The following is a 20527-nucleotide window of genomic DNA, read 5'->3' as shown; positions in this document are numbered from 1 at the left end:
CTGGGGGCGCAGCCCCCAGAAGGATGGGACGGGTAGGGGCGGCGGGGGCGAAAACAATCCCCGTTCACCCACCCCGAACATCCCGCCAAGCCCTCCCCACCCCCTCCGCAACCCCCTGCGCCCCCACAGGCGCCCCCTCCGCCGCCAACCGCCCCGCCAACCCATGCAGATACGCCCCCACACTCCCCGCATCCACCGCCGAAAGCCCCGCCGCCAACAACGACCCACTCAACCCCGACAGCACATCCCCACTACCGGCGGTAGCCAGCCACCCCGTACCGGTCGAGTTGACCCGCACAGCACCCCCCTCCACCCCGGCGACCAACGTCGTCGAACCCTTGAGCAGCACAGTCGCCCCATACCGCGCCGCAAGCTCCCGCACCGCCGCCAACCGAGCCCCCTCCACCTCCGCCCGAGCCACACCGAGCAGCGCCGCAGCCTCCCCCGCATGCGGAGTCATCAGCGTCGGCGCCCCCCGCCCCCGCACAACCTCCCGATCGGCCAACCGCAACCCGTCCGCATCGATCAGCACAGGCACATCCGCCTCCAGCACCTCGGCGACAGCACCGGCATCGTCCCCGGCCCCGGGCCCGACCACCCATGCCTGAACCCGCCCCGCCGCCCGCGGCCCCTGGTCGGACACCAGCGCCTCCGGAAAACGGGCGATCACGGCATCCCCCGCCGGCCCCACGTACCGCACGGCCCCCGCCCCACCCCGCAACGCCCCGGCGACGGCCAGCACAGCGGCCCCCGGATACCGCGCGGACCCGGCCGCGATCCCGACGACGCCCCGCCGGTACTTGTCGCTCTCGACCCCGGGCACCGGCAACAACCGGGCGACGTCCGCGTGTTGCAGCGCCTCCAGCTCGGCCGCCTCGGGCAGCACAGCCCCGAGCCCGATGTCGACGAGCCGTACGGTCCCGGCGTACTCGCGCGCGGGATCAATGAGCAACCCGGGCTTGTGCGTACCGAAGGTCACCGTCAGATCAGCCCGAATCGCCTCCCCCCGCACCTCACCACTGTCCGCGTCGACCCCACTCGGCAGATCGACGGCGACCACAGCGGCCCCCGACTCCCGCACAGCCTCCACCAACGGCAGGACATCGTCCCGAAGCCCACCCCGCCCACCGATCCCGACGATGCCGTCGACAACGAGATCGGCCCGCCGGACAACCCTCGTAACCCCCTCACCCCACGCCAAAGCGCCATTACCACCCCCAGCCCCACCACCGGGCCCAAACCCCCCACCGGAATCCCCACCGGCGCGCACCACTGTCCCGCCCGCCCCCCGCAGCGCCGCAAGCCCCCCGGAGTGCGCGCGCTCCGGCGCGAGCAGTACCGCGGTCACGCCCGCTCCGCGCCGGGCGAGCCGGGCCCCGGCGTACAGGGCGTCGCCGCCGTTGTCACCGCTGCCGACGAGCAGGACGACCCGCGTCCCGTACACCCGCCCCATCAACTGACCGCAGGCGACGGCCAGTCCGGCAGCCGCACGCTGCATGAGCGCACCCTCCGGCAACCGTGCCATCAGCTCGCGCTCGGCCGCCCGTACCGTCTCCACGCTGTACGCAGTTCGCATACGCCGAGTCTCCCGTACCGCCGTCCATTCGTCCGTGTTCACCAAATCCATACAGCGACCGTCTGGTCACGGACCGTTCGCATCTTCACACTTTTTCCCACGACACACGGCACGACGCATGTGCCAAGGGAATCGGGGGATCCCCATGGACGGACAGCTGACCGCGTTGCCGACGAGGGTGGCCGCCTCATGACGGCGTACCTGGATCCCGAGGACGACGCGCGGAATTCCGAATCCGCCCCCGAATCCGCCCCCGGCTCCGGCCCCGGCGCCGAAGGCACGTCCGCGAGAGCCGGCGAGGAGCCTGCCGCCAGACCTGCCAAGGCCGGACCCGCCAAGGCTGTCAGCAGCGCGGAGCTGCACGCCTGGGCCACCGAACACGGCAGGGTCTACCAGTCGCTGGAAAGCATGATCGTCGTCCACGGCGACCTGATCCAGCACCTGCACGAGCACTACCACTCCGGCGACGACGAGCACGGGGCCGAGGACGACGACGAGCGGACCACCGTCCCGGCAGGAGGCGAGGGCGTCCCGTATCCGGGGCTGCGCGCGTTCGGACGGGGCGATGCCGAGTGGTTCTTCGGCCGGAAGACCCTGGTCAGCCAGTTGTTCGACCTGCTCGACCGGTCCCTGGGCGACCACCGTCCGCTCGCGGTCGTCGCACCGTCCGGAGCGGGCAAGTCGTCGCTGCTGCGCGCCGGTCTGCTGCCCGGGCTGGCCAAGGGACAGCTGTCCGGCTCACAGCACTGGCCCCAGCTGCTGCTGACCCCCACGGCCACCCCGCTCGCCACCCTCACCACCGGTCTCGCCCTGCTCACCAGGGCCGAGGAGTCGGTGGTCGCGGCGGCGATGGAGAGCGGCCCGGACCACGTCGTCCGATTCGTACGGGAACGGCTCGCGCTGCCGCCGGACGCACGGGTGCTGCTGGTCGTGGACCAGCTGGAGGAGTTGTTCACCCTCTGCCAGGACGAGTCGGCCCGCCTGCGTTTCGTCGCCGTACTCGCGGCTCTGACCGGCGCCGACGCGCCGCAGGCCCCTGTCGCCCTGACCGTCTATGGCCTGCGCGCCGATGTCTACGGCTCCTGTGTCGCCCATCCCCACCTCCACGACGCCCTGGAGAACCGCCAGCTGATCGTCGGCCCGATGACCGACAAGGACGTACGCCAGGCCGTGACCCGGCCCGCCATGCGCAGCAAGCTCAAGCTCGGGCCGGGACTGGTGGACGTCGTCCTGGGCGATCTGCGCGGCAGCGCCCGCCAGACCGCCGCCGCCGACACCGCCGCCGCCGCAGGTGATGCGTACGAGGCCGGCCGGCTGCCGTTGCTCGCGCACGCGTTGCGGGTCACCTGGCTGAACCGCAACGGCGACACCATGACCGTGGGCACCTACCGTGACACCGGCGGCATCGACGGCGCCGTCAAGGCGACCGCCGACACCGAGTTCGACAGGCTCGGCCCGGCCGATCGACGGACGGCCCGGCAGCTGTTCCTCAGCCTCGTCAGGATCGGCGAGAACGGAGAAGTGGTCCGGCGCCGCCGTACCCGTGCCGACCTGTTGCTGACGACCACCGACCCGAAGGCCGTCCCGGACCTGGTCGAGCGGTTCACCCACGCCCGGCTGCTCACCCAGGGCGTGGAGCGTGAGCGGGCCACCGTCGAGATCACCCACGAGGCGCTGCTGACGGCCTGGCCACGCCTGCGCACCTGGATCGCGGCGCTCGGCAAGGGAGGTGTACCGGTCAGGCAGGAGCTGGAGGAGGCGGCCGTCGCCTGGAGGAACGCCGGCCGCAAGGACACGGCCTCCCTCTACCGGGGCGCGCGCCTCGAACTGGCCCGCTCCTGGGCGGTGGGCGACGGCAACGAGGACCTCACCGAGCTGGTCACCGAGTTCCTCGGCGCGTCCCAACGGTACGAGCGCCGTAGCAAGCTGTTGCGGCGCGGCGCGGTGGCCGTCATCACCGTCCTGGCGCTGCTCGCCTCCGGGCTCGCGGTGTTCGCGCTCGACAGCCGCGCGGACGCCCTGAAGCAGCGCGACAACGCGGTCTTCGACCGGGTCACGGCGGAGGCGGACCGCCAGCGCGACACGAACGGCGCGCTCGCCGCCCAACTCGACCTGGTGGCGTACCGGATGCGGCCGACGGCGGCGTTGCGGACGCGGCTGATGCAGGAGGCGGGGGCGGTGATGCCGACGCGGCTGCCGGGGGACTTCGGCGCCGTGCACTCGGTCTCGTTCGGCGCGAAGGGGCAGCTGGCCACCGGCGGGGACGCGCTGCGCTTCTGGAACGCGGCGGACCCGACCCGTCCGGCCCCGCTGGCCTCCCCGGTCGCCGGCCGGGCGGGCACCCGGGTGTCGTCGGTGTACAGCCCGAAGCGCGGTCTGCTGGCGGTGGGCGGCGGGGACGGCGCCCTGCGGATCTTCGATGTCTCCGACGGCGCGCACCCCGTACCGCTCTCGGACTGGATCCAGGTCTCGAAGGGATCCTTGCCCCTCCTCCGGTTCAGCCCCGACGGCCGGACGCTGGCCTTCGTCAGCACCGTCCAGTCGGGCGACGCCATGATGTCCAGCGAGGTGCAACTGTGGAGTGTCGTGGAGCCACGGCGACCGCAGCGGCTGAGCAGCATCCCGTCCGTCCCCGGGCAGAATGCCTCGTCCGTCGCCTTCAGCCGGGACGGCGCCCTCCTCGCCATCTGCGGCGGCACGACCCCGGGGAGCGCACGCGTCCAGCGGCTGCGGCTCATGGACGTCTCGGACCCGGCCCGCCCGAAGGCCGTGGGCGGGGAGCTGGGCAGCCACTCCACCGTCGTCAACCATGTCGCGTTCAGCCCGGCCGGGCCGGTGCTGGCCAGCGCGGGCAGCGACAACAAGGTGGTCGTCTGGGACCTCTCGCAGCCCCGCCGGCCGAAGGTGGCGAGCCAGCTCTTCCTCAGCAGCCCGGCCACGTCGGTCGAGTTCGGCCCGGACGGCCGGCTGCTCGCCACCGGGGAGAACTCCGGCAGCGTCTACCTCTGGAACGTCGGGGCCCCGAGTACGACCAAGGTGCTCGGCCCGGCCCTGCAAGGACACACGGCCAACGTCTCCAGCCTGTCCTTCGACAGCACCGGACGCACCCTCGCCAGCGGCGCCGGGGACGGCAAAGTCCTGCTGTGGCGGCTGCCCCCGACCCTCGCCGTCACCGCCGGCGGCAGCACGGCCGAAGTGGTGTCACTGACCGACGACGGACACCTGCTCGCGGTGGCCTCCGGCCCGTCCGTCACCCTGTGGGACGTCTCCGACCCGTCCCGGCTCACCCCTGTCGGCCGGCTCCCCGACTCCCGTACGTCGGTGAACGCGCTGGCCTTCCGGCCGGGGCGGAGCGGGCAACGTCTGCTGGCCGTCGGCGACTTCGGCGGCGGGGTCCGGCTCTGGAACGTGTCGGCACCGGCCCGCCCGCTGGAGACCGGCGCGGTGCGGCCGAGCGTGGGGATACCGGTCGGCGGGCTGGCCTTCGACTCCTCGGGGCACACGCTGCTCGCGGGCGCGCTGCAACTGCAGAGCGGTTTCAGCGGCAGCCTGCACGCCTGGGACGTCTCCGACCCGGCCCGCCCCACCGCCCTCGGCGACGGCCCGCTCGGCGGACACCTGCTGCCGGTCCGGGCCGTGGCCGCCGCGCCCCGGGGCGGTTACGTCTACACGGGCGAGGTCTACGGCGGCACTCTGCGCGTCTGGCGAACGGCGGACGGCGCCGTGCCCACCGAGACCGGCCAGGTCGGCACCGGCCAGATCGTCATCGCCCTAGCCGCCGACGCGCGGACCCGGGTCGTAGCGACGGGCAACGGGGACAGCACCGTCCGCCTCTGGAACGTGTCCCGCCCGACCGCCCCGACCTCAGTCGGAAAACCGCTACTGACCGGCGGGATCGTGCACAGCCTCGACTTCGCTCCGGGCGAAGGGCTGCTCGCGAGCGGCAACGCCATCGGGCAGATCCGCCTGTGGGACACCGCCGATCCGGCCCGTGCCACGGCCTACGGCCTCCCGGTCACCGGCCATGGCGGCTTCGTCTCGGCGCTGGCGTTCAGCCCCCGCTCCGGCACCCTGATCACCGGCGGCGAGGACGGCACCGTACGCCTCTGGCAGACCGACCCGGCCAGGGCCCGCACCCTCCTCTGCGCGTCAACGTCCACGGCGATGACGCCGGCCCAGTGGAGGAAGTACGTCTCCCCGGACCTGCCGTACGACCCACCGTGCGGCAGGTGACGAAGCCCGCCGTCCGCTGCGAACGGCCTACCCCTCGGCAATCACAACTGCCGAGGCAACCCCCGCGTCATGACTGAGCGACACATGCCACGACCGCACGCCGAGTTCCTCCGCGCGCGCGGCCACCGTCCCCGTCACCCGTAGCCAGGGCCGCCCGCTGTCCTCGACGCAGACCTCCGCGTCCGTCCAGAGCAGCCCGCCCGGAGCGCCCAGCGCCTTGGCGAGCGCCTCCTTGGCTGCGAACCGCGCGGCCAGCGAGGCGACCCCGCGCCGCTCACCGCTGGGCAGCAGCAACTCGCCCTCCAGGAACAACCGTTGGGCCAGCCCGGGCGTCCGCTCCAGCGAGGCCCGGAACCGCTCGATCTCGGCGACGTCGATGCCGACTCCGATGATGCTCATGCCGTGCACCCTACGGCGGGCACCCCTTTTCCCCGCGCGCCCGCCACTCGCCGCCTGTTAGCCTGCGGCGACTTCACCAAGTTCATGACATCAGCGGGGGCGGAGCCATGACCCGGAGGCCCGGCAGAGCGGCCGGCAGCGGCGGCGGAACGAGCGCGGGGTCCGGTCCCCCGTACTTCGACCCGTACGACACCCTGCCGGAACTCGCCCCGCTGCGCACCGCGCTGACGAACGCCGACTGGACGGCCGTACAGGCATATTTCTCGACCCTCGACTCGGCCGAGAAGATCTCCTTCGCGTCGGGGATCGTCGCCGACACCCCCGGCGTGGAGGACATGCTGCGCAAGGCGGTGGCCGAGCACCCGGCCGCGCCACTGCCCCGCACGCTTCTCGCCCACCGTTACGTCGGCATCGGCTGGGACATCCGTACCGGCGCCCTCGCCGACAGCGTCTCGCGCGAACAGTTCGACCGGTTCCACGACTGGTTGGGGCAGGCGGAGCAGATCCTGATCGACGTGTGCGCGGAGCAGCCGGCGTACGCCCCCGCCTGGACCGTACGTCTGCTCACCGCCCGTGGCCTGGAGCTGGACCAGGCCGAGGTCCGACGCCGCTACGACCGGCTCTCCGCCCACCGACCGCACCACTACCCGGCGCAGCAGCAGCTCCTCCAGCAGCTGTGCCCCAAGTGGGGCGGCTCCTGGGAGACGGCGCACGACTTCGCGCGCGGGGCGGCGAGCGCCTCCCCGGACGGCTCGCACTCCGGCGCACTGGTCGCGCTCGCGCACCTGGAGCACGTCGCCGACCTGGAGCCGATGGCCGCCTCCGCCTACCTGCGGGGCGTGCCGGTCCGCGACGACCTGCGCTTCGCGGCCCGGGTGTCCGTACTGCACCGGGACTACCGGCCGGGCTTCCACGGCATCGGCGCGCACAGCGCGTTCGCGCTCGCGTTCTCGCTGGGCGGCCACTTCGAGGACGCGCTGCTGCACTTCGGCGCGCTCGGGGACCGGGCCGACGCGTCCGTGTGGTCGTACGTACCCGACCCGTCGACGGCGTTCCTCAAATACCGCAAGTCCGCGACGGCGACGATCTGAGGCGCACGGACATGACCACAGAAACCTTCGAACTCGCCCCGCTGTCAGGCCTGATAGGCACGACCATCACCCAGGGCATCCGCACTCTCCACACCCTCCAGTCGCCCCGCAGCAAGGCCACTGCCGAAATCACCGCGGGCCTGTTCTTCCGCGTGGGCCGAGCGGACGAGACCCTGGCCACCGCCGGGATCACCCACCTCGTAGAGCACTTGGCCCTGCACCGCGTAGGAAAGTCGGCCTCGTCCAGCCCCCACGACTACAACGGCGCGACGGCAACGACGTACACCCTCTTCCACGTCACGGGCAGCGAGGACGAGGTGGTAGCCCACCTGAACAACGTCTGCGCGTCCCTGCGCGACCTGCCGCTGGAGCGCCTGGAGACGGAGAAGGAGATCCTGCGCACGGAGGCGGCGGGCCGTGGCCAGGGCCCACACCGCCAACTCCCGCTGTGGCGCTACGGCGCCCAGGGCTACGGCCTCACGGCCTACGACGAGCTGGGCACCTGGCGGCTCACCGCGGACGAGGTCCGCGACTGGGCGCGAACCCACTTCACCCGGGAGAACGCGGTCCTGTGGCTGACCGGCGACACGGTGCCCCAGGGCCTGGACCTGACCCTCCCCACAGGCAGCCACACCCCACCCCCCACCGCGACCAGCGCGCTCCCCGTGACACCGGCGTACATCCACGGCCCCGGCGGCCATGTCGTCTTCGACGCGGTCGTACGCCGCTCAACGGCCGCCGCCGTCCTCGCCGAGGTGCTCGGGCGGGCGCTCTTCCAGGACCTGCGGCAGGAGGGCGGCTACTCGTACTCGGCGGAGGCCGACTACACCCCGCGCGACGCCGACCACGCCGTCCTCACCGCGTACGCCGACGCCCTCCCGCACAAGCAGGGCGCGGTGGTGGGCGGCTTCGTCGACACGTTCGCGCGCCTGCGCGCGGGCCGCATCGAACAGCACGAACTGGACTCGGCCCGCACCAAGCTGCTCAAGCGGTACGACGCCCCGGACCTCGGCGCCGCGATGCTGCCGTCGTACGCCCTGAACGTCCTCCTCGGCCACCGCGTCCTCTCCCCCGACGACCACCGCGCCGAGCTGGCCGCGCTGACGGTCACCGACCTGCGCGAGGCCGCCCACGAGGCCTGGACGAACGGTCTGCTCCAGATACCGGGCCGAGGCGCGGAGTGGGCAGGCCTGACCCTGGCCCCCCAGTACTCGACGAACACGGTGACCGGCACGCGCCACGAGTCCCTGGAGGACCCCGAGATCGCCCTGACGATCGGCGAGGAGGGCGTAACCCTGACAACACCGGACGGCCCGGTGACGGTCCACTGCACAACGACCGCGGCAATGACGTCCCACCCGGACGGCGCCCGCACCCTCACGGGCCAGGACGGCTTCTCGGTCACGGTGGAACCGACGCTGTACCGGGGCATCACCGCGGACCGCATCGCGGCTCTGGACGCGGCCGTACCGCCGACGGCGATCGTCCGCATGCCACCACGCGCCCCGGAACAGATCCCCCAACCTCAACGCCACGAGAACGTCCCGTCCGCCCGCCGACGGCCCTGGACCCGCAGGCTGTACGCCACTCTGCGGCGAGGCCGCGCCTGAACATCGGCCCGGACTGCTAGATCTGCCGGGGCCCGAGTTCGAGTGCCGGTGATTCGAGTGGCGGTGAGGGGAGCCCGAAGTGTTCGGTGATGATCCGTACGGTGTGAGCGCCATCGGCGTTGAAGCCGGACTCGGAGTCGTACCTCGGCGTGTCCCGGCCGATGATCCCGGCGTCCAGCAGCTCACGCACAAGCAGATCGGCCATGCCTCCGGAACGTCGTGACTCGCGGCGCCCACCCAGGTTGAACAGCGTCTGCTCGAACCCGCCCCGGCTGTAGAGGAACTGGAACGGGTGCTCGGCACAGTGCGGGACCATGTAGTTCTGCCCGTGCGGGCACGTGCACGTGGGCGTGGAGGCCAGGAACACGGTCTCCACGCGATCCGGATCACTGGCGCGCTCGGCGTAATGGATGTGCCCCCTGCGACCCGTGATACTCCGTGCCAGTTCCCAGGCGGCCTGTCCGCCGCTCGCTCTCGAACTCGGGCCGGCGTAGGCGTCCTGCATCACCCATACCCACCCGTCGGCCTCCCCGAAGGCACGGGGAAGACGTCCCGCTTCGCCGAAGATGCCGGCCACGGTGGGCATGGTCATGCCCTTGCAGAAGGTGACGAACCTGTTCGGGGCGAGCCAGTTCACTCTCCCACCGCCCCGGAGGATGCGGCTGCCAGGGAGGCCACGGTCAGAGAAGGCAGTTCGAAGAAGTCGGCGATCGTCCGCACGAGGCGCTCGTGATCGTCACGGCCGTCGTACTCCGCATCGGGACCGATGAGATTCGCGGCGAGAAGCTCCTCCGACAGGTAGTCAGGGTTGTCGCCGACCCGCTGCCCAATACTCTCGAAACTGAATCCGAGGACGAACCGGCCGTCCCGGTAGTACGCGAAGTCGGGCGGGAACGCCTTCGCACTGCACGGATCGACGACGAACACGACGATCTCCACGCCGCGCGGACACAGATCCCGGTAGTTGACGGACTCGTAGTCCTCGATCTCCCAGTTGTGCATCTCGTGCACCGCCCACACCCACCCGTTCGCCTCGCCGTGCGCGAGGGGTTCGCGGTGCAGGGCGTTCAGTGCGTGGGTAAGCACGCCGAGGGGCATACGCCGGGCGAAGACGACGTTCACGTCCTGGCCCGGAAAGGGATTGTGTATCCAGTCGGTCATGCGGAGCACCCTAGGCGCGGGCACTGACATCGCTGACGGTGCGGGGAAATCGCCCGCCGATCACTCCTGTTCAGAAGCGCTCGGCGCAGCCTCCGAGTCCTCGGCGAACAGGTCCTCCGCACGCGCGACCGTGCGGGACCGCTCCAGCCAGGCGTCGACACGGTCGAGATCTGTGCAGGACGTGATGCGTTCGCGCACATCGGCCGACACGGGGATGCCGCGCACCTCCAACACGAACAGGATCCCCTTGGCCTCCCCCTTGGCCTCCCCCTTGGCCTCCCCCTTGGCCTCACCTTCGAGATAGGCCGTCTCACGGACCGTGCCCCGGCCGGGGAAGTAGCTGACGAACGACATGATGTCCTTCCATTTCTCTCCGGCTGGTGTCTTACCCAGGGTGACTTCCAGGAAGTCGAAGAAGTACTCGGCGGTGTCGGGGTCGGTCTCCTGGAGTTCCTGAAGGGCGCTGCTGATCGCCTCCAGTATGGCGGCGCACTCAGAGCTGCGGGCGTGCGCCAGGGCGGAGAGCGCGGCCAGTGCGAGGTTCTTCGCCACGGTCCTGACGTCCGTGAACACCGGCAGATTGTCCGGCCCCGCGACCAGTGGATACACCCGCAGAGCCGTCCAGCCACGCGTGCCGCAGTCGAAGGGACCGGCCGCCCACTTGGCCGTGGCCGCGTCCTGACAGACCACGAGCAGCAGTACGGGCAGTTCGTACTTCGCCTGAAGGTAGCCGACGTAGTACGCCCAGCTCCGCTCCTTGCCCGCGACCTTGCCGGACTGTGACTCGCTGGCGAGCAGGAAGTCCTCGCCGTCGGACGGACCGATGCGCAGCACGGTGTCGACGCGCCGTTCCAACGGCCGGGTCTCCGTCACGTCCGTGGTGACGGCGTCCACGGTCGCCTTCGCGGAGGGAGGAGTTCGGGGCAATCGAGATGCGTTCACTCTTTCGAGCAGCGGCAAAACGTTCAGGCCGCCGAAGTCAGCTCGCACCACACGAATTTGCCGCGATTCCCGAACCGGCTCAACGGCTGCCACCCCCACAGATCGGCACAGGCGACCACCATCCCCAGCCCACGCCCGTCCTCCTCCGACTGACCAAGCTGCCCCAACTCCCGTGGCGGCTCCGGCGGTCGAGGGTCCGCGTCCCAGGCCCCGATGCGGAGTACGCCGGCCCGCCAGCGCACACGTAGGGCGGCGGGCCCCTTGGTGTGCCGTACGGCGTTGGAAACCAGTTCGCTGGCGAGGAGTTCGGCGATGTCGACGAGGCCGATGAGTCCGTGCATGGTCAGGATCAGACGGAGGGTGCGGCGGCTGACGGTGACGGCTCGGGGGTCGTTGGGGACGTAGAGGGAGTACTCCCAGGAGTCGGGATCGGAGGTGAACTCGGGGTCGGTCTCGGTTTCGGGCATGCGTCAACTCCCGTTCGGTGGTGGGGGCGCGGCGAGCGGGCGGTGGCATTGTCGCGGCCGTCATGGCAGGACGGCGCGGTGCGCTTCCGCAGTGTGTACGTTGCATCACCGACGGTACGTCTAACCTGTAATACCGAGCAACCCGATCGCGTAATCTGGCCTCGAACGAGCGGCACCGGCAGGCGTGTTGAACAAGGAGCAATGGATGGTCCTGAGGCGCGAACCAACGGCGCGTCAGCTGCGCTTGGGGATCGAGCTGCGCAGGCTCCGCGAGGCGGCAGGGCTCAGCGCCGTCGAGGCAGCAGCACTGCTTGGGGCGAATCGCGTCCAGATGAGCCACATCGAAACCGGACTCGCGGGCGTGAGCGAGCAGCGACTCCGCCGACTCGCGTCCCACTACGCCTGCACGGACGAGGAGTTCATCAACGCCCTGGTCACGATGGCCACCGATCGGACACGGGGTTGGTGGGAGGAGTACCGGGGCCTGTTGTCCACGCCGTTCATGGACCTGTCCGAGCTGGATCACCACTCCCGGTTTCAGTACAACGTGGCCATCCTGTTCGTACCAGGCCTCCTACAGACCGAGGACTATGCCCGTGCCGTGTACTCCACGAGGATTCCCGCACTCACGGAGGACCAACTGGAGTTGCGCGTACGCCACCGCGTGGCGCGCCGCGTGATCATCGACGGGCCCTCGCCCATCCCCCTCGACGCGGTGATCCACGAGGCAGCACTGCGCATCATGGTCGGCACCCGGACCACGTCACGCGCTCAGCTCACCCGCATCCTGGAACTCTCCGACGCGGAACACATCACCGTGAGGGTCATCCCCTTCGACCTGGAGGGCTTCTCCTGGGGCAGCAGCACCATGGCCTACCTGGGCGGCGACGTGACCAAACTGGACACCGTAATCCGCGACACCCCCACCGGCGCGGTCTACGTCGACGCAGAAGACCAACTGTCCACGTACCGAGCCCGCTTCCAGGAGGTAAAGGCCATGGCACTCACCCCGGAACGGTCACGTGCCCTCATCCAGAGATTGGCGAAAGAACTGTGAGTCTGTCTCAGGCAACACCCAACAACTGGCGGAAGTCCTACTACTCCGCCGGCGGCGACGGCGACGACTGCGTGGAGATCGCCAACTCCCTCACCCACATAGCCGTCCGCGACTCGAAAGCCCCCGCCAGGGCAACCCTCACCTTCCCTGCCGAAGCCTTCGCGCCGTTCCTAGCCACCCTGAAGTCGACTCACTCCACCGTCACCGACTTCGCCAGGTTCCGAGGCTGATCCACCTCGTTACCCCGAGCCGTCGCCAACTCACACGCGAACACCTGCAACGGCACGGTAGCCACCAGCGGCTGAAGCAACGTCGGCGTAGCCGGAATGCGAATCAAGTGATCCGCGTACGGCACCACCGCCTCGTCCCCCTCCTCCGCGATGACGATCGTACGCGCACCCCGCGCCCGGATCTCCTGGATGTTGGACACGATCTTGTCGTGGAGGACGGACCGCCCCCGAGCCGAGGGCACCACGACAACCACAGGCACGTCGTCCTCGATCAACGCAATCGGCCCATGCTTCAGCTCACCCGCCGCGAACCCCTCCGCGTGCATATAGGCAAGCTCCTTCAACTTCAGCGCACCCTCCAGCGCCACCGGATACCCCACATGCCGCCCCAGGAACAGCACCGTGTTCTTGTCGGCGAGCGAACGCGCCAGCTCGCGCACGGGCTCCATGGTGTCCAGTACGCACTCGACCGCACCGGAGATGTCCGCCAAGTCCCGTACGACGGCCCGAATCTCGTCACCCCACTTGGTGCCGCGCACCTGCCCCAGATACAGGGCGACCAGATAGCAGGCCACCAACTGCGTGAGGAACGCCTTGGTGGAGGCAACCGCAACCTCGGGCCCCGCATGCGTGTACAGCACCGCGTCCGACTCGCGCGGGATCGTCGAGCCGTTGGTGTTGCAGACGGCCAGCACCTTGGCACCCTGCTCGCGGGCGTGGCGTAGAGCCATCAAGGTGTCCATGGTCTCGCCGGACTGAGAGATGGCGATGACGAGGGTCCGCGCGTCGAGAATCGGATCCCGGTACCGGAACTCGCTCGCCAACTCCACCTCGCACGGAATGCGCGTCCAGTGCTCGATGGCGTACTTGGCGATCAGCCCGGCATGAAATGCCGTACCGCACGCCACCACCACGACCTTCTCGACCTCCCGCAACGCACTCGCAGGAATCCGCACCTCATCCAGCGTCAGAGAGCCGGCCGTGTCGATACGCCCCAGCAAGGTATCGGCGACAGCCTTGGGCTGCTCGGCGATCTCCTTGAGCATGAAGTAGTCATAGCCCCCCTTTTCCGCGGCCGACACGTCCCAGTCGACGTGATACGACCGCGCGTCCCCCGGACTGCCGTCGAAGCCGGTCACCGTGACCCCGTCGCGGCGCAGCTCCACCACCTGGTCCTGCCCCAGCTCGATCGCCGACCGCGTGTGGGCGATGAACGCGGCGACGTCCGAGGCGAGAAAGGCCTCGCCCTCTCCAACGCCCACCACGAGCGGCGAGTTCCGCCGCGCCCCGACGACGACGTCCGGCTCGTCGGCATGCACGGCGACGAGCGTGAACGCACCTTCGAGCCGCCGGCACACGAGCCGCATGGCCTCCGCCAGATCGGCACACGCGGAGAACTCCTCGGCGAGCAGATGCGCGACGACCTCGGTGTCGGTCTCGGAGGTGAGTTCATGCCCACGCTCGGCCAACTCCGCCCGCAGACAGGCGAAGTTCTCGATGATCCCGTTGTGGACGACGGCGACGCGCCCGGCGTTGTCGAGATGCGGATGGGCGTTGGCGTCGGTGGGCCCGCCATGGGTGGCCCACCGGGTGTGCCCGATGCCCGTGCCCCCGCTCGGCAACGGCCGCTCGACGAGCTGCTTCTCCAGGTTGACGAGCTTCCCGGCCTTCTTGGCGGCGGCCAGCCCACCGTCCGCGAGCACAGCCACACCGGCCGAGTCGTACCCCCGGTACTCCAGCCGCTTCAGCCCGGCCATCACGACGTCGAGAGCCGACTGCGACCCCACGTAACCCACGATTCCGCACATGTCCCGCAGCCTACGATCGAACACACACCACGCTCGTGCACCGCGTGCCCGATATCGGAAATTCCCGCCGGAGGTACGAGGTACGCGGACCCCCGGCGGAAACGGAACCCCGGTGGGTCAGCTGAGCTTGGCCAGCTGCGCGTCGACGAGCTCCGTGGGGAAGTCGAAGTCCTTGCCGGTGGCCCCGGCGGCAAAGTTGGCGGCGGGGAGGTAGACGACGGTGGCGCCCTTGCGGAGGATCACGGCCTTCATCGGCGCCTTCACGCCATCGGCGTCCACGTTCACCGTCAGGGCGAGCGCCTCGTCCGCTCCCTCGGGCGCCGCGGTCGTGACCACGTTCGCGGCCTTGGTCGCCGTACCGGCCACCGTGTAGGAGAACCCGGCGGCGCACTTCTCGGCGGCCGTGTTCAGGTCCTTCATCGCCTGCTCGGCCCCGCCGTCCGCATAGGAGGCCAGCGTGATGATGGCCTGCTCCAGGTCGAGGGCGGCGAGGAACTGCTCCTCCTCGCTCGCCCCGGCGGCGGGCTTCGCGGCATCGCCCTTCCACGTCCGCTTCACCGTGGCCGCCGGCTTGCCGACGTAGGAACCGGCCTGGAGATACGCCAGCGGCGCACAAGCCGCGTCCTCCGACGTCACCTTGGCCTGCGCGATGTCGTCCTTCGCCGGCACCTTCTCGGTGAGGGTCCCGCTCTTGACGTCGGCCTGCACGAGGGCGGCCTTCGTCAAGTCGGCGGAGGTGAGCGCCTTGCCGGCGGCCGTCTTGCCTGCCTGGGTGCTCTCGCTGCTGCCGCCGGCCTTGTCGCTGGCGCTGTCGCCGGAGCCGTCGTCGGACGAACCACCACAGGCGGTGACGAGAAGCGCCAGGGCAGCGGCGGAGGCGGCGAGGGCGGTACGGCGGACAGCGGTGGATCTCACGTCGAGAACTCTCTCTTTCAAGGAAGCGCCGACGGCACCTCACGGTCACCCTTGCGGTAACCAGCGAAGCGCCATCACTTTATCCGCACTTTACGCAACAGAAAACAGCGGGAGTTCACAGAGGCACCAGCCGATATCCGATCGCAACGCCACTGTGATCGATTGCCTGAAATCGAGCCTTGATTGACCCGACCCGAGAAATCCGCATACCGCCCAGAATGGAGAGAAGTTGGGCAATAGCTACGCCTCCCACCCAGGTCAACTCCGGCAGAAAGTACCCGAAAAGCCACACCGAGCTCCATGACCGAAACCACCCGCGCGACACAAAAAAATCCCGCAATCACGCAACCAAAACGAGGCCGGCATCGTCGCACTGCCATTTGGAGGGTTCGATTCCGACTGTGAACCGTCAGCCCAGTTTCGCTTCCTGGGCCTCGATCAGGGCAGTCGGAAATTCGAAGTCGTCGGTGGGTCCGGTGGCGGAAGGGTCTTCGGTGCCGAACTGGGCGATGGTGCTGCCATGCCGGAAGACCACGTCCTTCGTCGGACCTACCAGGGCATCGTCCTGACCGGGTGTCACGGTGAACGCGACGGCCTCGTCACCCGCTTTCGGCGCGGTGTCCGTACTCACCTTGTCGACGCCGAACGAGGAGAACCCGCCTTCACACGTGGCAAGTCCACTCCTGAGCGCCTTGAGCACCGCCCGAGCCTGGTCCGGGCTGTCGTACGAGGCGAGGGTCACCGTGGTATGGCTGGTCGCGAACACCGCGTCCAACTCCTCCTCGGAGCCCGCGGCGGCGATCGCGTCGGCGTCGAACTCGAACGTCACCCGCCGCTGCGCGGTGGCCACCGGGTCCCCCATGGCCACCCCGTACTCGGCCTGGCTGAGCGGAGCGCAGTCCTCCTCGGCCGTACGCACGTCATGCTGCGTGAGCACCTCGACCGCCTTGAGCTTCCTGACGGCAAACCCCTTGAGATCACTCTCCGCCAGGGCCAGCTTGTCCAACTCGGCGGCGGCCCGCGCCTCGGACGCGCTCGGGGAACTCGGGGTACTCACAACGGAGGCGGCAGTCTCGCCCCCTGCGCTTGCGCCGCTCTCGCCGCCGGAACCGCTGGAGTTCCCACATCCGGCGACCAGCGCGAAGGGAAGAACCAGGGTTACGAAGGCGCCGCTACGAGTGCGGCGACCTATACCAGAACTCTTCATTATGTACTGCGTTCACTTTCTCCGTTGCGCCATCAGCGACTGACCCGTCAACGCACGATCAACGAACTTTGCAATCGCTCTGCCCATCCACCACCAACGAGTCCAATCATCATCACGTCACGTGAACGATCGGCGTAGCACTAGGGGGACGGAATCGTCGCGACCGTCACCTGCCCATCCATCAGGCATTCAATGAGCACCGAACCACCAAGTGGGTGGATCCAGAAGTGTGGCCCGGCGTCCAGGATGTCCTGCGCGTGTCGCACTGCGACATCTGCAGGCATGGTCACGGTCGGCATCAGATAATTTCCCCAGATGATGGCGATCCGCTCCCCCCGCTGTACGTACGAGGAAAGCAGTTCTGCCGCCATCCTCGTCCAATGCTCCTCGTCGTCCCACCAGAGACGGTCTTCGTACGAAATAGATTCGAAGTCGATTACGTCGCCCCTGGCGGCCGGAAACCTGCTCAGGCTCGCTGCCGTCAGTCCACGGTTCTCGGCGAGATCCAACTTCACAACCTGGCGACCGTCATCGTCGCGGGGGTCGTTCATGAAGTCCGGAAGGTATTCCGGGTGACTCGCATAGGAACTACTTTCGGCCATACGTTCCGCCTCAGCCAAGTCAAAATGCTCCCACCGGGGAACCTTATCGCCGTTTTGCGAACCAACGCACCCTTACCCGTCATCACATTGATGTGCGTGCCAATTCTCGGGTCGGTGTCCAGGCGGAACGATCTGTAATTCCCACCACTGGTCGCAGTGAACCCCGTATCCCTACCAAAAGTATCGACCGCAGACTCCATCGTCCCCTGCCGTCGTTGCCACGAACCGGTATCAATGGGTCCCACGATGTCCATGGCCTGGTTTCTGGCCTGTTCGAACGAGCCTGCGTCCAAGACGACCTCACTGCGGGGATTCTCCGGATCGCACCTACAAAGCTCGGAGTGCCCGGGTTGTGACCCACCACAGTTGTGGACGAGGACCGAGACCTCGCCCGCCAGCACATAGTACGTGTGCACGTCGCTGACGGTGAGGTTGTGGACTGTCGCCTGCTGGGCCGTCCACCGCTCAACCGCCGTGATCTGGACGTACGTTCCGGCGCCGGCCTGGAGCCACTGGCCCGACTTCAGGTCCGTCGCATCAATCCAGTCGTCGAGTTCCGGGACCCAAATGGGGTGGCCGTCGGTCGCGGTCACCGAGGCCGTGGCGTCGCCCTTGTCTCCGTCGGTGTCGATGGTGACCTTGACGAGGTGTTTGACGCCCTCGCCGGTGATTTCGGCGGTGACCGTTTCCACGGCCGTTTCGCCGGTTTCGGGGTCGGTGGCAAGGACCTTGTCGCCGTTGGTGACGTTCTGGATGGGTTTGGTGGTGCCGTCGGCCATCAGGACGAGCGTGCCGGAGACAAAGCTGTTGCTGGTCTTGCAACTGCCTCCCAGCTTGGCCCTGACCTTCTGGTAACCGGTCCTGATCGCCTCGCCGGCCTTGGCGATCGTCTTCTTCGCCTTCTGGACGGCGTTGCCGGTCTTCTTCGCCGCCGCCTTCGTGGCTCTGGTCTTGGCCTGCTGTGCCGCCTTCTTGATCTGTGCGGCCCGTTCGGCGGCCTTGCGTTTGGCCTCCTTGGCCTTGCGGGCCAACTCCGCGGCCTTCTTCGCAGCCTCGATGACCTTGTGGGCCTTGGCCTTCGCGGCATTCAGCCCGATGATCGCCCTCGCGATCTTGCCCGCCGTCGCCAGCACTGAGGGGATCTTCCCCCACTTGGTCCACGGGATGGCCGAGACGATCATCTTGCCGCAGGACCACAGATCACCACTCGAGAAGCAGTTCTTGATCTCCTTCCAGCCGACGAACTCCTTCAGCATCTCCCCGCCCATGGACAGGATGACTTGCGACACCGACGTGTCGATCGTCCTGCGCGCCTCCGCGACCTCCGAGGCCGACGGGTCGCTGCTGACGCCACCCCCGCCCCCACCGGCATCCGACGCCAGCCCCGACGGATCCGCGTACGTGACCGGATTGTTCTCGCAGTACACGTACCCGTTCATCTGCACCGGGTCCGCCAGGTCCAGCACCGGATCCGCCGAGAGGAACCGGCCCGTCGACGGGTCGTACTCCCGCGCCCCCAGATGCACCAGACCGCTCGACGCGTCGTCACCGCCCCCGATGTAACCCTCGTGCGAACGCCACCCGTTGGACTCCGCACCCCGCCGCACCCCGAACGGATCCGTGCGCGAGAAGACCACCGCGTTGCCCGCCGCCAGGGACACATCCGCGTACGCCGTGCCGTTCTGGTCGGTGATCTGCGCGTGCAGCGTCGACGTCGTGGCGTTGCCCTGGGCGTGCCGCATGACCGCCGGGGCGCCCGGCTGGGCGTAGTACCGCTCCGTGTAGGCGGCCGTGCCGCTCGCCGTCCGCGCTACCGTCGTGTCGCCCAGGTAGAGGACGGTCTCCCCGGCACGGGCGCCGTCTGGAGCAGCGCCCCGTTCGGCACCGGCGGCGCGGCGACCTTCGACGCCCAGGGCAGCAAGGACACCGTGAAGTACGAGTTCTCGTACAACAACAGCACCTTCAACCACAGCGCGACCCCGGCCACGGCGGGCGGCACCGCCACGGCCACGCTCACCCCGCCCTCCGCGGGGCCCAACGTGCTGTACGTCCGTGCCGTGGACGCCGCCTCCAACGTCTCCGAGGCGTTCAAGTACGTGTTCTACGTCAAGCCGCGCGACACCGCCGACGCGCCCGGCGATGTCACCGGCGACGCCAAGCCCGACCTGTTCGTCATCGACCAGTTCGACGACCTGCGCCTCTACCCGGCCCCCAGCAACGGCGACATCCACGCCTCCCTCCCGGCCGCGCACGACGAGGGCGCGGTCCTCGCGGAGGACGACGCGTACGACGGCTACTGGACCGGCGCGCTCATCACCCACAACGGCGACTTCCTGCCCGGCGACGGCATCCAGGACCTAATCGCCCGGATGCCCGACGGCAAGCTCTACGTCTACCCGGGCGACGGCTACGGCAGCGTCGACATCAACCGGCAGACGGAGATCGTGCTGCCCTCCGGCGCCCCCGACCCCGCCGACCTCGACCAGATCCTCGCCGTCGGCGACATCGACAACGACAAGCGGCCCGACCTGTTCGCCCTGGCCGGGAACCAGTACTGGGCGTTCCTCGGCTACACGGGCGGTACGTTCTCCCGCGCCGTCCTCCAGAACGAAGCCGCCGCCTGGGCCGACCGCGACCTGGTCTCCCTCGGCGACCACAACGCGGACGGCGAGGTCGACCTGCTCTACCGCAGCGTCCCCTCCGGCCGCCTCCTCCTCCGCTACGGCACGTCCGACGGCGCCGGCGGCACCTCCCTCGACTCGCTCGCCGTCTCCACCAGCTCGCTGAACGGCTCGGACACCGAGTACGCGGCCTCCGGCTGGACGACATCGAACGTCCGGCTGCTGATGGGCGGCCCGGACGTCAACCTGGACGGCATCCCGGACATGTGGGCGGTCATGAACGACGACCTGGGCACGGTCCGCTTCTACCGGGGCGGCAAGACGGCGGTCGGCGCGTACACGACGGTGGTGAGCAGCGGCTGGACGGAGAAGGGGGCGGTCGGCTGACCAGCCGGAAACATGGACGTGGGGGGTGGCGTGACGCACCCCACCCCCCACCCCGTCCACACTCCCGTAACAATGGACTGTGATCTCTCCGGTCTCCTCGATGCCCCGGAGCGCCCACCGGCAGCGGCCGGAGGCGACTCCCTACGTCGACCTCACCCGTGCCGAGTGGAGTGCGCTGCGCGACAAGACGCCGCTCCCCCTCACCGCCGAGGAGGTCGAGA

18 protein-coding genes and 1 pseudogene are annotated in these 20527 nt (G+C 69.3%); 8 read left to right on the top strand and 11 right to left on the bottom strand.

What is annotated here, in order from left to right; genetic code table 11:
* Window positions 1–64 precede the first annotated feature (64 nt).
* Window positions 65–1576: an NAD(P)H-hydrate dehydratase gene (locus tag ACWCRB_RS41790; protein ID WP_451001064.1), complete on the bottom strand. Its 1512-nt coding sequence runs from the start codon at window positions 1574–1576 to the stop codon at window positions 65–67.
* 189 nt (window positions 1577–1765) lie between these two features.
* Here ACWCRB_RS41790 and ACWCRB_RS41785 point away from each other — a divergent pair, with 189 nt between their 5' ends.
* Window positions 1766–5809: an NACHT and WD repeat domain-containing protein gene (locus ACWCRB_RS41785; protein WP_451001063.1), complete on the top strand. Its 4044-nt coding sequence runs from the start codon at window positions 1766–1768 to the stop codon at window positions 5807–5809.
* A 27-nt stretch (window positions 5810–5836) separates the two neighbouring features.
* Here ACWCRB_RS41785 and ACWCRB_RS41780 read toward each other — a convergent pair whose 3' ends face one another.
* A complete protein-coding gene (locus tag ACWCRB_RS41780; protein ID WP_451001062.1) occupies window positions 5837–6208 on the bottom strand; it encodes a holo-ACP synthase in 372 nt (123 codons plus the stop codon).
* Window positions 6209–6315: 107 nt separating this feature from the next.
* Between ACWCRB_RS41780 and ACWCRB_RS41775 the strand changes: the two genes are divergently transcribed.
* Window positions 6316–7299: a hypothetical protein gene (locus ACWCRB_RS41775; protein ID WP_451001061.1), complete on the top strand. Its 984-nt coding sequence runs from the start codon at window positions 6316–6318 to the stop codon at window positions 7297–7299.
* 11 nt (window positions 7300–7310) lie between these two features.
* Window positions 7311–8909 carry a M16 family metallopeptidase gene (locus tag ACWCRB_RS41770; protein ID WP_451001060.1) on the top strand — a complete coding sequence of 533 codons (1599 nt, stop codon included), beginning with the start codon at window positions 7311–7313 and terminating at the stop codon, window positions 8907–8909.
* A gap of 16 nt (window positions 8910–8925) precedes the next feature.
* Here ACWCRB_RS41770 and ACWCRB_RS41765 read toward each other — a convergent pair whose 3' ends face one another.
* The 4 genes from ACWCRB_RS41765 to ACWCRB_RS41750 all read right to left on the bottom strand — a co-directional run bounded on the left by ACWCRB_RS41765 (window position 8926) and on the right by ACWCRB_RS41750 (window position 11479).
* Window positions 8926–9546 (bottom strand): hypothetical protein, encoded by a 621-nt coding sequence (locus ACWCRB_RS41765; RefSeq protein ID WP_451001059.1) that lies wholly within the window; start codon window positions 9544–9546, stop codon window positions 8926–8928.
* Entirely contained in the window at window positions 9543–10070 is a 528-nt protein-coding gene (locus ACWCRB_RS41760; RefSeq protein WP_451001058.1) for a hypothetical protein, read from the bottom strand. The genes ACWCRB_RS41765 and ACWCRB_RS41760 overlap by 4 nt, the downstream gene beginning before the upstream one ends.
* 60 nt (window positions 10071–10130) lie before the next feature.
* Entirely contained in the window at window positions 10131–10964 is an 834-nt protein-coding gene (locus ACWCRB_RS41755; protein ID WP_451001057.1) for a hypothetical protein, read from the bottom strand.
* Window positions 10965–11035: 71 nt separating this feature from the next.
* Window positions 11036–11479 (bottom strand): ATP-binding protein, encoded by a 444-nt coding sequence (locus ACWCRB_RS41750; RefSeq protein WP_451001056.1) that lies wholly within the window; start codon window positions 11477–11479, stop codon window positions 11036–11038.
* Window positions 11480–11684: 205 nt separating this feature from the next.
* Between ACWCRB_RS41750 and ACWCRB_RS41745 the strand changes: the two genes are divergently transcribed.
* Both ACWCRB_RS41745 and ACWCRB_RS41740 read left to right on the top strand, forming a co-directional pair.
* On the top strand, window positions 11685–12536 hold the full coding sequence (locus tag ACWCRB_RS41745; protein ID WP_451001055.1) for a helix-turn-helix domain-containing protein: 852 nt from the start codon (window positions 11685–11687) through the stop codon (window positions 12534–12536).
* Window positions 12533–12766 carry a DUF397 domain-containing protein gene (locus tag ACWCRB_RS41740; protein WP_235475477.1) on the top strand — a complete coding sequence of 78 codons (234 nt, stop codon included), beginning with the start codon at window positions 12533–12535 and terminating at the stop codon, window positions 12764–12766. Before ACWCRB_RS41745 ends, ACWCRB_RS41740 begins: the two co-directional genes overlap by 4 nt.
* On the opposite strand, the gene glmS is transcribed toward ACWCRB_RS41740, so the two are convergent.
* The 5 genes from glmS to ACWCRB_RS41715 form a co-directional block, all read right to left on the bottom strand.
* Window positions 12727–14574, bottom strand: a complete 1848-nt coding sequence (gene glmS, locus ACWCRB_RS41735; protein WP_451001054.1) for a glutamine--fructose-6-phosphate transaminase (isomerizing) — start codon at window positions 14572–14574, stop codon at window positions 12727–12729. The genes ACWCRB_RS41740 and glmS overlap by 40 nt on opposite strands.
* Window positions 14575–14691: 117 nt before the next feature.
* The gene (locus tag ACWCRB_RS41730; protein WP_451001053.1) at window positions 14692–15489 is read right to left on the bottom strand and encodes a hypothetical protein; all 798 of its coding nucleotides are present in this window, start codon (window positions 15487–15489) and stop codon (window positions 14692–14694) included.
* A 409-nt stretch (window positions 15490–15898) separates the two neighbouring features.
* Window positions 15899–16546: a hypothetical protein gene (locus ACWCRB_RS41725; RefSeq protein ID WP_451001052.1), complete on the bottom strand. Its 648-nt coding sequence runs from the start codon at window positions 16544–16546 to the stop codon at window positions 15899–15901.
* A gap of 290 nt (window positions 16547–16836) precedes the next feature.
* On the bottom strand, window positions 16837–17247 hold the full coding sequence (locus ACWCRB_RS41720) for a hypothetical protein (RefSeq protein ID WP_451001051.1): 411 nt from the start codon (window positions 17245–17247) through the stop codon (window positions 16837–16839).
* Entirely contained in the window at window positions 17244–18905 is a 1662-nt protein-coding gene (locus tag ACWCRB_RS41715; protein ID WP_451001065.1) for a polymorphic toxin-type HINT domain-containing protein, read from the bottom strand. Before ACWCRB_RS41715 ends, ACWCRB_RS41720 begins: the two co-directional genes overlap by 4 nt.
* On the opposite strand from ACWCRB_RS41715, the gene ACWCRB_RS41710 reads away from it, so the two are divergent.
* The 3 genes and pseudogenes from ACWCRB_RS41710 to ACWCRB_RS41700 form a co-directional block, all read left to right on the top strand.
* The gene (locus tag ACWCRB_RS41710; RefSeq protein ID WP_451001066.1) at window positions 18883–19068 is read left to right on the top strand and encodes a hypothetical protein; all 186 of its coding nucleotides are present in this window, start codon (window positions 18883–18885) and stop codon (window positions 19066–19068) included. The two genes, ACWCRB_RS41715 and ACWCRB_RS41710, sit on opposite strands and share 23 nt — an antisense overlap.
* Entirely contained in the window at window positions 19032–20306 is a 1275-nt protein-coding gene (locus tag ACWCRB_RS41705) for an FG-GAP repeat domain-containing protein (RefSeq protein ID WP_451001050.1), read from the top strand. The genes ACWCRB_RS41710 and ACWCRB_RS41705 overlap by 37 nt, the downstream gene beginning before the upstream one ends.
* Window positions 20307–20406: 100 nt before the next feature.
* Window positions 20407–20527 (top strand): annotated as a pseudogene (locus ACWCRB_RS41700) (type I pantothenate kinase); the annotation flags it as partial.

This window comes from Streptomyces sp. NPDC002156, from assembly GCF_053593675.1.
This window is presented reverse-complemented; position numbering and strand designations above follow the sequence as displayed.